This is a genomic window from Streptomyces sp. L-9-10 (assembly GCF_004151105.1).
Lineage (GTDB): Bacteria > Actinomycetota > Actinomycetes > Streptomycetales > Streptomycetaceae > Streptomyces.
In genome coordinates this window covers 16712-29683 of sequence record NZ_PHRF01000168.1, presented here as the reverse complement: position 1 = coordinate 29683, position 12972 = coordinate 16712, and the positions used below count along the sequence as shown (strand labels likewise).

Sequence of the window (12972 nt, the reverse complement as noted above, 5' to 3'; positions counted from 1 at the left end):
GAGTGGGTTGGTCAGGTGGGGAGCCAGCCGCCGTCGACATGCAGGGACTGGCCGGTGATGAAGGACGCGGCAGGGGTCGCGAGGAACGCGATGGCGGCGGCGATGTCGGCGGGGCGGCCCCGCCTGGGGACGCACTGGCGACGGACCTGCTCTGCGGGGGCAGTGCGGTGGCCGGCGGGGAGGCTGTTCTCGGCGTCGACCTGGATGGCTCCGGGCAGGACCGCGTTGACGCAGACGCCGTGCGGGCCGAGTTCGCGGGCCAGAGAGCGGGTGAGGCCCTGGAGCCCGGCCTTGGCGGCGCCGTAGGCGGTCAGGCCCGTACGGCCGACGAGGGCGTTGACGCTGCCCATGGTGATGATCCGACCCCAGCGCCGCTCGGCCATGGAAGGGGTGATCGCCCGGCACATGCGGTAGTGGGCGGTGAGATTCACGTCCAGAGCGTAGGCCCACGCGGCCTCGTCGGTGTCCGGCCAGGCGACGCGGGGGTAGGAGCCGGCATTGTTGACCAGGATGTCGACGGGGCCGAGCCGGTCGCGAACGTGATCGCACAGCGCGATCACCTCGTCGGGGTCGGTCAGGTCGCCGTGGACGGCGATCCCGTCACCTTGCAGCGACTGCAGGATGGTGTCGGCATCACGGGGCTGGGCGAGGTGGGACACGGCTACGGCCGCGCCGGCCGCCGCGAGGGCGCGGGCGATCTCTGCGCCGATACCGGTGGCCGCGCCGGTGACCAGGGCGGTCCGCCCGTGAAGAGGCTGCGTGCGCAGGGTGGGTTCAGGGCCAGTGGGAGACATGGTGGCCACTCCGTGCTTCGGCTTGGCGGGAACGGGACGGGGGTGGGGTTGAACAGGCTGGTGAGTTCGGTGGCGGGGTCGTGGCACTCGGCCGCCTTGATCAGAACCAGGAGGAGATCCGGGGCGCTGAGGAGCGTGGGCGGGATGACGCCGAGGATGCGCAGCGTGAGAAAGGCCCGCGCCTCGTTGAGGAAGGCGGCTGGGGAGGCGGCGAGGTTCTGCAGGGCACGGGTGAGAGCGGCGTGGCGGCCGGGTTCGACGGCCCAGGTGTAGCGGAGGGTGATGTGCCGCTCGGTCTCGTCCAGGGCGCAGTGCTCGACGCGTGGGGCGGTGCGGGGGGTCAGGGCCAGACGGAGCGTGCGCTGGTAGGTGTCGGGCTGGTAGCGGGGGACGAGCCAGCCGCCCAGGGCCATGAGGTACCAGAGGAAGATGGCGTTCTCACCGGGGAGGGTGTTGCGACCGGCGTGTTCGAAGTCGAGCCAGCACAGAGGGTCGGCGATGTTCGGTTCAGTCGGGTCGCCCTGGGTGATGGCGGTGGCCCACCGACCACCCGGGTTCAGCGTGCGCCGGGCCCCGGCGATGATGGCCGGCAGGTCCACGGCGAGGGGGCGCTCGTTGACGGTGAAGGTGTAGTGGCGCAGTTCGCCGAGGGTGAGCACCGTGTGCGTTCCGGGCAGGGCCAGGGGAAGGTCCTGGTGGAGGTACCAGGCGTCGAGTCGTCCGCCACGCCGGATCCGGTCGGCGTACAGACCGGGCCGACACTGCGAGAGCGGGGCTGTCGCACCGGTGGTAGAGGCAGCCGTGTGCAGGCTTCGGCAGATCTCGTCGACGAGGGTGAGCAGGCGGGGCAGCGCGGCCGTGTCGCGGTCGGCCAGGGCGATGAGGTCGCCAAGGAGAAGCCGGCAGCGGCCGTTGTCGAAGACGTCCTCGAATGTGACCACATGGGCCTGTGCCGTGGTGCGGCGGCCCAGGAAGGCGGGCGCGGGCAGCAGTTCCCGGATGTGGTGCCAACCGCGGACCTCGGCCTCGGCCCCTTCAGCGGTGGTGTGTTTGTCGAACACCGGCCGGCGCGGGTCGGCCGGGTTCACCGGGTCCCGTCCGTCGTCGCGAGCCACTGGTCCAGGACAGTACGGGCCAGACTCTCGGCCTGATCGCGGTCGGTGCGCGCTTGGTGCGGCAGGCTGTCGAGGCGCGGGTGGATATCGGTCAGGAGCATGGTCAGGGCGTCGTCGTCGGCGGGGCACTCAACGCCCGCGAACCGGAGCTGGATCTTGGCCAGCAGCGCGGTGACCTTGTACAGGGCCCGCAGGTCGACGGCGGTGCGAAGGAGCTGGCGGCGGAGCTCGGTGGCGGCCCGGATGCCGTCGTGGACGCTGGCGTCGACGTCGTCGGCGGCCGTGGGGGCGGGGAGCATCAGGCCGGGGCGGCACCACAGGGCGGGCAGGGAGCCGGTGCCGAGCAGGGCCAGGACGTGCAGTACGCGCGAGGAGACGGCGCCGGTGGCGCACTCGCCCGGGGTGACCACTGTCAAGCCCAGCTTGACTCCGTCGAGTTGGCCGTCGAGGTCGGCGAGGATCCTCGCCATGCCGGGCAGGGCCTCGGAGGTAGAGATGATGAAGACGTCGAGGTCGCTCCAGCCGTGCTGGTACGTGCCGCGAGCGCCGCTGCCGGTGACGGCTAGCAGGTCGATCAGCGGCTGCCGGCCGGCCGTCCGGTCCAGGACGGCGGACAGGTAGGCCTCCAAGTGGACCGGGAGGCCGAGCGTGTTCAACGGGACGGTCTCCGGCTGGTGGGAGGGCCAGCGTGCGGACAGGGCGATCCGGTCCAGGGCCCGCTCCAGCTGAAGGCGGCTGCCACGGTTGTCGATGACCGCATCAGCGGCTGCGGCGATCTTCTCCGCGCCCCGGCTGAGCTTGGTCCTGTCGCGGTGGGCGACATCGGCCGCACCCGGGACGCTGCGCGCGGCCCGCACGGTGAATGGTGTTTTGAGGTAGGGCGACGGTCAGCTGCTCCCCGAGCATCCGCGCGAGCTCGCGGGTGGAACCGGTGCTGTGCAGCGACTCGATGCTGACCCGGTCCAGGAAATGGTGGGCGGCGCAGTACCGGTCGAGCGCGTCCACGATCAGCTCGGCCTGCACAACCTCGCCGAGCGCGTACGGGTCCGCGATTCGGCAGCGGCGGGCGCTGTCCTCGATGAGGTAGCCGATCTTGAGGCGGGCGTACCCGTGTCGGGTGCGCAGGTACTCGCCGGCCGTGCTCTTCCCACTCTCGGACAGACCGCCGAGCGCTACGACGCGCACGCCCGGCAGCGCCCGCGCGGGAATGCCCGGTGCGAGCGGGTGCAGGCGGCGGCGCATGTCGTCCTGGACGGCGATGCTGGGCCTTCCTCCGACGGTGATCGTCTGCGCGAACCGGCCGTCGGCGACGAGCCGGGCGACCTGGTCGTGGAGGTGGCGCTGATAGGCGGCGTAGGTCTGCGTGATGCTCACCTCGTGGGACAGGGCCCGCCGCGTTCCCTCGGCCGGGTCCTGGCAGTGCATCAGGACCACCGAGTGCTCGGCGGCCTCCGCCGCCGCGAGGCCCTCGGCGTACGGGGCGAGCAGCGTGCGGGCCCGGTCGGCGGCGGCCGGCGACGTCAGTTCCTCGCGGACCGCCACCGTGGCGGCCACGGACGCCTCCAGCATCGGAATGCCCCGGTCGAGCAAGCGCACCGGCGCAGACGCGACGCCGCGCGAGCGCTCCAGGTAGGAGCAGGCCAGCACATCGGCGACCTCCTCCACAGGGCCGGTCTCGAACCACCAGCTCCCCATCCCGGCGGACTTGATCCGCTCCCAGCGCGGGTCGTGGGCCTCCAGCGGGCCGCCGCCGCACGCGGCCGGGCCCATCCGGCGGGCCAGGAGCGCGATCTGCTTGGTCTTCCCGGTGTTGTCGGGACCGCTGAGCGCGATCGACACGGGCTGCTCTAACCGGGCGGGCACGATGGTCATGGCGACCTCCTCCGACGAAGCTCCAGGGGCCTGTCGGCGGGACAACGAGCCGGCCCGCCGGGGCAGCCTCCACCACACCGCGCCACGTCCCGGTTCCGAAGCCACGGCCCGGCGCGCGCACGGCGTGTGCGCGCCGCGCATACGACATCGACGCACTGTGACGGTTCGGCTACCGTTGGTGGGCTGGTGTTCAGCGGCAATCGGGGGCGGTCATGCGTGTACAGGTACCGGACTGGAACTCCCCCCGGGCCCGCGCTCTCATCGCCGCGGGCGACACCGGAGGACTCATCCGCTGGGCCCGGCACGAGCGTGGGTGGCGGCAGATCGACCTCGGCAGGGCCACCGGCTACTCCGCCTCCGCCGTCAGTCGGCTTGAGACAGCGGAACGCCCGGCGACGGACCTCGACATGCTCAAGTCCTTCGCCGGTGCGCTTGTCATCCCTCCGGGGGTCCTTGCCGCGGTTCTCGGCGTAACGCCGCCTCAGGCCACTACAGTTGCCACCGCCGGATGGCAGGACGAGCCGGGGGAGGATCCGATGAAGCGCCGGGCCCTGTTGACCGTCGGCCTCGCCGCGCCGCTCTACGTGCTGAACAACCTCGACGAGTCCCTCGCCCTGTTGCCCGAGCCCGCCTCCGCACCGACGCCGTCCGGCCTGTTGGCCGACTTTCGCACAGCGCAGGCCCTGTTCAATTCGGGAGCGCACGCCAAGCTCGTCGAGACGTTGCCCAACCTGCTCGCCATCGCCGAGGCATGTGCTGCCTCCCGCGAGGCCGCCGACTACGCGCGGCTCGCGGCCTGCTATGACTTGGCAACCGAAGCGCTGTCGAAGATCGGCCGACACTCGGCGAGCCGGATCACCGCTGACAGGTCCACCACCTACTCCCGCCTGTCCGGCTCCCCACTCGCCGCAGCCGCCTCGGCCCGAGCGTTCAGCATCGTGCTCCGGCACCAAGGGCGCGCCGACACGGCCCAGCGGGTCACCCTCCACGCAGCGTCCCAGGTCGAAGCGACAGGTCTGACGACTCCCGCCCAGGCCGCGGCCTTCGCCCAGATGCTCTGCACGGTCTCCTACGCCGCGGCTGAGGCCGGAGACCGTGTCCGTGCTCTGGAGATGATCGGCGAGGCCGAACGCGCCGCGGCCCTCCTCCCCGAACCAGCCGTCGGTCCGCAGTCCTTCACCGTCACCCCCGCGTCCGTCAGCCTCTACAAGGTCGGCGTGCTGAGGTCCCTCGGCGACGCCGGAGCCGCCGTCCACGCCGGCCGGAACCTGCGCGCCGCCCAGTTCCGCACCGCGGAGCGTCGCGGCCGCCTCCATACCGACATGGCGCGTGCGTACTGGCAGTGGGGGAAGCCCGAGCAGACAGCGCACGCACTGCTCGCCGCGCATCGCGCGGCCCCCTCCGAGGTCCACGATCGCCCGAGCATCCGCGCCATCGTCACCGATCTCACCCGGCGCCACCCCCGTACCAGCGGCATCCGCGAACTGGCCGCCGCCGTCGGCGTACGGTCCGCACGAAGGTGACGGAAGTCGTCGCTGACCATGGGCGGTGACTGTACCGGGGCCCTTTCGGGTTCCGGCGTATCCGCCGGCTGCGCCTCACGGCGGCGCCCACCTCAGCGCGATGCGCGGGCCAGCAGTCCCGAGGCCATCACTTCCAGTTGCCCGCGGAGCGTCGCCGTGAAGTCCATGCGCATGGCCGCCAGCGCGGGGTCGGCCTCGTACGCGGCCAGCATCGCGGCAGAGGGCTGTGCGTGGGTCCAGATCGCGCCGGTCAGCAAGAAGGCGGCGGCGGCGTACCGCATCGCGTCGTTTTCATCCAGCTCGGGTACGTATGCGTGGATCAGCCGGACCATGACGGCGACGCCGGCCAGGGTGGCGTGCTTGTACTCCGCGGCGATCCGCGGGGAGATGTTCCGTTCCAGCACCGCGGCCTGCGCGCCGACCAGATCGCAGAGCACCGGACGGGCCGCGAGTGTCTCCGCGAACGCGCCGGCGAGCTGGTCGCCGCGTTCGTACGGTCCGTCCGACGCGTCGATCGCCGTGGCGAGGGTGTCGTCCAGCAGGTCCAGCCACTCGCGCAGCGCGGTGTCCAGCAGTTCGAGCAGGACGGCCTCGCGAGACTCGAAGTAGCGCAGCACGTTCGACTTCGCCAGACCGACGCGTCGGCTCAGTTCGTTGAGGCTCACCTGTGCCACGGGCATCTCGGTCAGCATCGCCGCCGCGGTGTCCAGGATCGCCTGCCGGCGTACGGCGCGCTGCTCCTCGCTGCGGGCGCGCTGGAAGGGCGTTGTCATGGCCCCAGACTACAGACCCCTGGTCTGTTGTTAGCAGACCGTCGGTCTGCTAACGTCGGGGCAGTCGAGACAACAGACCGCCGGTCTACTAGAAGGAGTCGCCATGTACGTCGTCCCCGACCAGAGCGGGAAGCTCGCCGTCGTCACCGGCGCCAACAGCGGGACCGGCAAGGAGGCGGCCCGGCGGCTCGCCGGCGCGGGAGCGCGCGTCGTGATGGCCGTCCGTACGGTCGCCAAGGGCGAGCGGGCCCGCGCCGAGATCCTGGCCCAGCACCCGGAGGCCCGACTTGAGGTGCGCAGGATCGATCTGGCCGATCTGGCCTCCGTCCAGGAGTTCGCCGACGGGCTCATCGCCGACGGCACCCCACTCGATCTGCTGGTCAACAACGCCGGGGTGATGGCCCCGCCGTCCAGGCACACCACGGCCGACGGCTTCGAGCTCCAGATGGGCAGCAACTACCTCGGCCCCTTCGCGCTGACCGTCCGGCTGCTTCCGCTGCTGCTCTCCGCCGCCGCGCCGCGGGTGACCACGATGAGCAGCGGTGTGGCCAACTACGGCCGTATCCACTTCGAGGATCTTCAGTGGGAGCGCCGCCGCTACAGCCCCAACCTCTCCTACGCGCAGTCCAAGCTCGCCAACCTGATGATGACCCGGCACCTCGCGGCCCTCGCCGCCGAGCGCGGCTGGCGGCTGCTGAGCACCGGCGCGCACCCCGGCTACACGCGCACGAACCTCCAGACGACGGGGCCGAGTCTCGGCACCGGCAAGCCGTCGCGCGGGGTCTCCGTACTCACGTCCCTCAACTTCCTGCCCTCGCAGGACGTCCAGCAGGGCACGGAACCCCTGCTGTACGCGGCGGCCGATCCCGCGGCCGTCGCGGGTGGTTACTACGGTCCGAGCCGACGGTTCGAGCTGGTCGGCCCCACCGCCACGGCCCGCACGACCCGCCGGGCCCTCGACCCGGCCGTCAACGCCCGTCTGTGGGCGGAGTCCGAGCGCCTCACGGGAGTCACGCTTCCCGCCCCCGCCGCCTGACGGGAGCGCTGCGGCCGGCGGCCGCGCTCAGGTGCGACGGGCCCGCCAGAGCCATACCGCCGTGCCGGCCATCAGGGCGAGGCTTCCCAGATTGCCCAGGAGGGCCGGGACTTCGCCCGCCGCCGAGCCGGTGGTCAGGTTCCAGGTCGTGAAGGCGGTGGTCGGCACGATGACGGTGAGCAGCACGCCGGTGGTCTTCTGGACGGCGGTCCAGTGCACCGAGGTGCAGAGAAGTACCGCGCCGGTGACGCGGAACAGGAAGCCGAACACCGAGCCCGCGTCGAACGCCGCGTCGGGGCCGATGGAGAAGATCATCGTGAAGGGCAGCGAGAGGGTGAGCATCAGGAGCGGGACCAGGGGATGCACCTTGCCGCGCCGGGCGGGTGCGTCCACGTCGCTCCGGGCCGGGGTGCCGGTGGTCCCGTACCCCGCCTCGGCCAGTGCCGTCGCCGCGATCGTACGGGGGTCCCCCAGCTCCGCCAGGATCTCGCCGGTCGCGGCGTCGGGGCGTTCCGCGCGCGTCACCTCGATGTGTTCGGCGAGGTCGGCGAGGAGTTCCTGGCGACGGTCGGCGGGGAGTGCGGAGGCCTCGCGTTCGACGGCGGAGAGGTAGTCGCGTACGGGGTCGGCAGAGGTCTTCATGCGAGGTCTCCGGTGGAGGGGCGGGGGGTGGTCAGGAAGGCGTCGACGGCGTTGCGGAAGCCGGGCCAGACGCGGGTGAACTCGTTGAGCGCGGCCCGGCCGCTGTCGGTGAGCGCGTAGTAGCGACGGGGTGGTCCGGAGGTGGACTCCTGCCAGGTGGTGGTGACCAGGTCGTCGCGGCGGAGCCGGGAGAGCAGCGGGTAGACCGTGCCCTGGCTGGTGGCCAGGGCGCCGGAGTCCTCCAGGGCGTGGAGGAGTTCCACGCCGTAGCGGGGGCGGTCCCGCATTAAGGCGAGTACGCAGTACTCCAGGACACCCTTGCGCAGTTGAGCGGCTGCCCGCGCCTGCTTGGTCGAATCACCTGGTTCCATGCGATGCAAGATACCTGGCGGGGCAAGTGGACAGGAAGGGGGGTCCCTTCCGCGCACCGTGAGCGGGCGAGGGGACGGGAACGACGAATACCCGCATCCCCCCGAGCGGGGTGCGGGTGTTCGCCGTACGACGAGTGGACCTACGGGTGGATCAGAGGACGCGGACCGCGCCGCTCGGCGGGTCCCAGTCCATGGACTTCTTCACCACACCGGAGCTGGGGTTCTGCGCGCCGATGAACTCACCGCCGCCGGCGTAGATCGCCGTGTGGTAAGCGCTGCCCGCGCCGCCCCAGTAGAGGATGTCGCCCGGCTGGAGGTTGCTCAGGGAGACCTGGGTGCCGGCCGTCGACTGGTCCTGCGAGACGCGCGGGAGGTCGACGCCGATCTGGCGGTAGGCGGCCTGGACGAGAGCGGAGCAGTCCCAGGCGTTCGGGCCCGTCGAGCCCATGATGTAGGCGTCGCCGATCTGGGACTGGGCGAACGCGAGGACGGCCGCCGCGGAGCCCGTCGCCTGCGAGGAGACGTTCGAGGCGGAGGCGGTCGAGCCGGAGGAGGAGCCCGAGCCGGAGTTCGAGGACGAAGGCGCCGACAGTGTCGTGCGCTCCGCGGTGCGGGACGCGCGCTCGGCGGCGGCGGCCTTGGCGCGGGCCTCGGCGGCCTTCTTCTTCGCCTCGGCCTTGCGGTCCGCCTCGGCCTTGGCCTTCTTGGCGGTCCGCTCGGCGGTGGACGCGGCGGCGTCCTGCTGGGCACGCAGGTCCAGGGAGTTCGCGACGCGCTGCGTGGCCTCGGCGGACCGCGTGAAGTCGCCGACGAGTCCGGAGGTGAGCGTGGGCATTTCGATGGTCTGGGTGGTCACCGGCTCGGCGTTCGCCGGTCCGGCGGCACCGGCGACCGCGATGGTGCTGAGGACGCCACCGGCAACTCCACTACGGAGGACGACTTTCGACGCGCTGCGGCGGGGCTTCCGGTGGCTGGGTATGTGAGCGGTGTGGGACATGAGAACTACGGCTATCAGGTGGAACCTGGTTCCCGTCAAGCAAGGTGTGTTGCGCCACAGTTACGTTCGGAATCTGTGAATCCGCTTAGCCTCGGGTCTTATTGACGCCGTAACGGGCAAACCGGGCATGGGTGATCATGGCTGTGATCACGGTCTTTCTGATAAACGTCCGAATTGCCCGCCGCTTACCACCCCTTCACACTCATGGCCAAGCCCTCTTGTCTTGACGGTTGAGTGAGGTGGTACAGGTCACAGAGTGCCCATGGTCCGGCGGTCGGAACGATCACGGAGCCCGCTCGGGGTCATCTCGGCGTGATCTCGGCGTGATCTTGGGGGTCTTCGAAGGTGCTCGCACGTATCTCTGTGGACGCTCGCGAAGCTGTCCCGGTTGCTCGTGAATGCGTGCACGTGTCCACGTCGGTCCGCACTTCCCCCTCGTGCGGGTGACCGCCGAGCCCTTATCACTGTATACTGTTTCATTGCAAATTTGCTTGTACGGTGCATCCCTTGGTAGGGCGATGCGCCCCCGACCAGCGGAAACAAGATCGGATGTCACATCTGGTGACCGCTCGGCCGCTTCACGTATGAAGATCACCGCTCATCCGACTTCATGATCCTTCGTCGGGTGGTGGAGATCACAAAGCCGTTGCTGTACCCCGTGTCGCAGATCACAGACCACCGGGCATAAGATGCGGGGCAGTCGGGCTTGTGAACTGCCTCACATGTACGCGATCTTCAGGGGTCGTGGTGGGGCGGTGAGGCGAACCGCCCGGTGCGATCCAACGGTCAAGGACGACTGGAAGGAGCTGAGGGGCGTGAATTCCTACGCACCCATCCTCGTGCTCGGCGCCCTCGGGGCTGGGTTTGCGATCTTCTCCGTGGTCATGGCCACGCTTATCGGGCCAAAGCGCTACAACCGGGCCAAAATTGAAGCGTACGAGTGTGGCATCGAACCCACGCCGACGCCGGCCGGAGGCGGCCGTTTTCCCATCAAGTACTACCTGACGGCGATGCTCTTCATCATCTTCGATATCGAGGTCGTCTTCCTTTACCCCTGGGCCGTCACCTTCGACGCACTGGGGATTTTCGGGCTCGTGGAGATGCTGCTCTTCGTGCTCACCGTCTTCGTCGCCTACGCGTATGTATGGCGGCGCGGCGGTCTGGAATGGGACTAAAGGGGCTGAGGGGCCACCAATGGGACTCGAAGAGAAGCTGCCGAGCGGTTTTCTGCTGACCACCGTCGAACAGGCCTCGGGCTGGGTGCGGAAGTCTTCCGTCTTCCCCGCGACCTTCGGCCTCGCGTGCTGCGCCATCGAGATGATGACGACCGGTGCCGGGCGGTACGACCTGGCGCGGTTCGGCATGGAGGTCTTCCGCGGTTCGCCGCGGCAGGCCGATCTGATGATCGTGGCCGGGCGGGTGAGCCAGAAGATGGCGCCGGTTCTGCGGCAGGTCTATGACCAGATGCCCAACCCCAAGTGGGTGATCTCCATGGGGGTTTGTGCATCATCGGGCGGAATGTTCAATAACTACGCGATTGTCCAGGGTGTGGATCACATTGTCCCTGTCGACATCTATTTGCCCGGCTGCCCACCACGGCCCGAGATGCTGATGGACGCCATTCTCAAGCTCCACCAGAAGATCCAGAGCTCCAAGCTCGGGGTCAACGCGGAGGAAGCGGCCCGCGAGGCGGAGGAGGCGGCCCTCAAGGCGCTCCCGACGATCGAGATGAAGGGGTTGCTGCGGTGACCGGCGACCAGGGATCCGGAGAGCGGCCCTCCGGAAACAACGTTCCGTCCGCGCGCGAGGACACCGGCGAGCCCATCCGCGTACAGAAGGGCATGTTCGGCGCCAACAACGGCGGCGACACCTCCGGATACGGCGGGCTCGTCAGGACCGTGCTGCTGCCGGGCCCCTCCGCCCGGCCGTACGGCGGCCCCGGCGGGTCCTTCGACGAGATCGCCGACGAGCTGGAAGGCGCGCTGGAGGAGCAGGGACTCGTCCCGGAGAACGCCATCGAGAAGACGGTCGTCGACCGCGGCGAACTCACCTTCCACGTCGCCCGCGAGCATCTCGTCCGGGTGGTGCGCACCCTGCGCGACGACCCGGCGCTGCGCTTCGAGCTCTGTACGGGGGTGTCGGGCGTCCACTACCCGGGCGACAAGGGCCGCGAGCTGCACGCCGTCTACCACCTGCGCTCGCTCACCCACAGCCGGCTGATCCGTGTCGAGGTCTCCGCGCCGGACGCCGACCCGCATGTGCCGTCCCTGGTCGAGATCTATCCGACCAACGACTGGCACGAGCGCGAGACGTACGACTTCTTCGGGCTGATCTTCGACGGCCACCCCGCCCTGACCCGGATCATGATGCCGGACGACTGGCAGGGCTTCCCGCAGCGCAAGGACTATCCGCTCGGCGGGATCGCCGTCGAGTACAAGGGCGCCCAGATCCCGGCTCCGGACCAGCGGAGGTCGTACTCCTGATGTCTGCTCCCCACGCACCCCACGCCACGCCCCGCGCGACCACCGAGGGCACCGTATATACGGTCACCGGCGGCGACTGGGACGAGGTCGTCCAGTCCGCCGCCAAGGCCGACGACGAGCGGATCGTCGTCAACATGGGTCCCCAGCACCCCTCCACCCACGGAGTGCTGCGACTGATCCTGGAGATCGAGGGCGAGACCGTCACCGAGGCCCGCTGCGGCATTGGCTATCTGCACACCGGTATCGAGAAGAACCTCGAATTCCGCAACTGGACGCAGGGCACCACCTTCGTCACGCGCATGGATTACCTGACGTCGTTCTTCAACGAGACGGCGTACTGCCTGGGCGTCGAGAAGCTGCTCGGCATCGAGGACGACGTCCCGGACCGGGCCACGCTCATCCGCGTCCTGCTGATGGAGCTGAACCGGCTCTCCTCGCACCTCGTCTGCATCGCCACCGGCGGTATGGAGCTGGGCGCGACGACGATCATGATCTACGGCTTCCGTGATCGTGAACTGATTCTCGATGCCTACGAGCTGATCACCGGCCTGCGGATGAACCACGCGTTCATTCGCCCCGGCGGCCTCGCCCAGGACCTGCCCCCGGGCGCCGTCGACCAGCTGCGCGAGCTGCTGAAGACGCTGCGGAAGAACCTGCCGGAGTACGACAAGCTCGCCACCGGCAACCCGATCTTCAAGGCCCGCATGGAGGACGTCGGCTATCTCGATCTGACCGGCTGCATGGCGCTGGGCGCCACAGGACCGATCCTGCGCTCCGCCGGGCTCCCGCACGACTTGCGCAGGAGCGACCCGTACTGCGGTTACGAGACCTTCGACTTCGAGGTCCCGACCGCCGACACCTGCGACGCGTACGGCCGCTTCCTCATCCGGCTGGAGGAGATGCGGCAGTCGCTGCGGATCGTCGAACAGTGCCTGGACCGGCTGGAGCCGGGCCCGGTGATGGTCGCCGACAAGAAGATCGCCTGGCCCGCGCAGCTCGCGCTCGGCCCCGACGGCCTGGGCAACTCGCTCGACCACATCAAGAACATCATGGGCACGTCCATGGAGGCTCTGATCCATCACTTCAAGCTGGTGACGGAGGGCTTCCGGGTCCCGCCGGGACAGGCGTACGCCGCCGTGGAGTCGCCCAAGGGCGAGCTGGGCGCGCATGTCGTCTCCGACGGCGGCACGCGCCCGTACCGGGTCCACTTCCGCGACCCGTCCTTCACCAATCTCCAGGCCATGGCGGCGATGTGCGAGGGCGGCCAGGTCGCCGACGTCATCGTCGCCGTCGCGTCCATCGACCCCGTGATGGGAGGCGTCGACCGGTGACCACCACACCGCCCAACGCGGGGGTGAGCCTGGGG

14 protein-coding genes are annotated in these 12972 nt (G+C 69.8%); 6 read left to right on the top strand and 8 right to left on the bottom strand.

What is annotated here, in order from left to right; translation table 11 throughout:
• Positions 1–11: 11 nt before the first annotated feature.
• From CU044_RS36470 to CU044_RS39925, 4 genes are read right to left on the bottom strand one after another with little or no spacing between them, the layout of a single operon-like run.
• Positions 12–710 carry an SDR family oxidoreductase gene (locus tag CU044_RS36470; RefSeq protein WP_240046062.1) on the bottom strand — a complete coding sequence of 233 codons (699 nt, stop codon included), beginning with the start codon at positions 708–710 and terminating at the stop codon, positions 12–14.
• The gene (locus tag CU044_RS39935; protein ID WP_240046053.1) at positions 662–1909 is read right to left on the bottom strand and encodes a hypothetical protein; all 1248 of its coding nucleotides are present in this window, start codon (positions 1907–1909) and stop codon (positions 662–664) included. Before CU044_RS39935 ends, CU044_RS36470 begins: the two co-directional genes overlap by 49 nt.
• The gene (locus tag CU044_RS39930) at positions 1879–2766 is read right to left on the bottom strand and encodes a nucleotidyltransferase domain-containing protein (RefSeq protein ID WP_240046052.1); all 888 of its coding nucleotides are present in this window, start codon (positions 2764–2766) and stop codon (positions 1879–1881) included. The genes CU044_RS39935 and CU044_RS39930 overlap by 31 nt, the downstream gene beginning before the upstream one ends.
• On the bottom strand, positions 2669–3781 hold the full coding sequence (locus tag CU044_RS39925; protein ID WP_240046051.1) for a hypothetical protein: 1113 nt from the start codon (positions 3779–3781) through the stop codon (positions 2669–2671). Before CU044_RS39925 ends, CU044_RS39930 begins: the two co-directional genes overlap by 98 nt.
• A 212-nt stretch (positions 3782–3993) precedes the next feature.
• Here CU044_RS39925 and CU044_RS36460 point away from each other — a divergent pair, with 212 nt between their 5' ends.
• The gene (locus CU044_RS36460; protein ID WP_129773132.1) at positions 3994–5304 is read left to right on the top strand and encodes a helix-turn-helix transcriptional regulator; all 1311 of its coding nucleotides are present in this window, start codon (positions 3994–3996) and stop codon (positions 5302–5304) included.
• A 92-nt stretch (positions 5305–5396) separates the two neighbouring features.
• Here the strand turns inward: CU044_RS36460 and CU044_RS36455 are convergent, their stop codons facing one another.
• Complete coding sequence (locus CU044_RS36455; protein WP_129773130.1) at positions 5397–6077, bottom strand: TetR family transcriptional regulator; 681 nt, start codon at positions 6075–6077, stop codon at positions 5397–5399.
• Between the two features lie 103 nt (positions 6078–6180).
• Here CU044_RS36455 and CU044_RS36450 point away from each other — a divergent pair, with 103 nt between their 5' ends.
• The gene (locus tag CU044_RS36450; RefSeq protein ID WP_129773128.1) at positions 6181–7113 is read left to right on the top strand and encodes an SDR family oxidoreductase; all 933 of its coding nucleotides are present in this window, start codon (positions 6181–6183) and stop codon (positions 7111–7113) included.
• 27 nt (positions 7114–7140) lie between these two features.
• Here CU044_RS36450 and CU044_RS36445 read toward each other — a convergent pair whose 3' ends face one another.
• The 3 genes from CU044_RS36445 to CU044_RS36435 form a co-directional block, all read right to left on the bottom strand.
• Complete coding sequence (locus tag CU044_RS36445; RefSeq protein WP_129773126.1) at positions 7141–7755, bottom strand: hypothetical protein; 615 nt, start codon at positions 7753–7755, stop codon at positions 7141–7143.
• Positions 7752–8126: a PadR family transcriptional regulator gene (locus CU044_RS36440; protein WP_129773124.1), complete on the bottom strand. Its 375-nt coding sequence runs from the start codon at positions 8124–8126 to the stop codon at positions 7752–7754. The genes CU044_RS36445 and CU044_RS36440 overlap by 4 nt, the downstream gene beginning before the upstream one ends.
• 151 nt (positions 8127–8277) lie before the next feature.
• Positions 8278–9123: a C40 family peptidase gene (locus tag CU044_RS36435; RefSeq protein WP_129773121.1), complete on the bottom strand. Its 846-nt coding sequence runs from the start codon at positions 9121–9123 to the stop codon at positions 8278–8280.
• Between the two features lie 815 nt (positions 9124–9938).
• Between CU044_RS36435 and CU044_RS36430 the strand changes: the two genes are divergently transcribed.
• From CU044_RS36430 to CU044_RS36415, 4 genes are read left to right on the top strand one after another with little or no spacing between them, the layout of a single operon-like run.
• Positions 9939–10298 carry an NADH-quinone oxidoreductase subunit A gene (locus CU044_RS36430; RefSeq protein WP_129773348.1) on the top strand — a complete coding sequence of 120 codons (360 nt, stop codon included), beginning with the start codon at positions 9939–9941 and terminating at the stop codon, positions 10296–10298.
• 19 nt (positions 10299–10317) lie between these two features.
• Entirely contained in the window at positions 10318–10872 is a 555-nt protein-coding gene (locus CU044_RS36425) for an NADH-quinone oxidoreductase subunit B (protein ID WP_046505025.1), read from the top strand.
• Positions 10869–11606 (top strand): NADH-quinone oxidoreductase subunit C, encoded by a 738-nt coding sequence (locus CU044_RS36420; protein ID WP_129773119.1) that lies wholly within the window; start codon positions 10869–10871, stop codon positions 11604–11606. The genes CU044_RS36425 and CU044_RS36420 overlap by 4 nt, the downstream gene beginning before the upstream one ends.
• A complete protein-coding gene (locus tag CU044_RS36415) occupies positions 11606–12937 on the top strand; it encodes an NADH-quinone oxidoreductase subunit D (protein WP_129773117.1) in 1332 nt (443 codons plus the stop codon). The genes CU044_RS36420 and CU044_RS36415 overlap by 1 nt, the downstream gene beginning before the upstream one ends.
• Positions 12938–12972 lie beyond the last annotated feature (35 nt).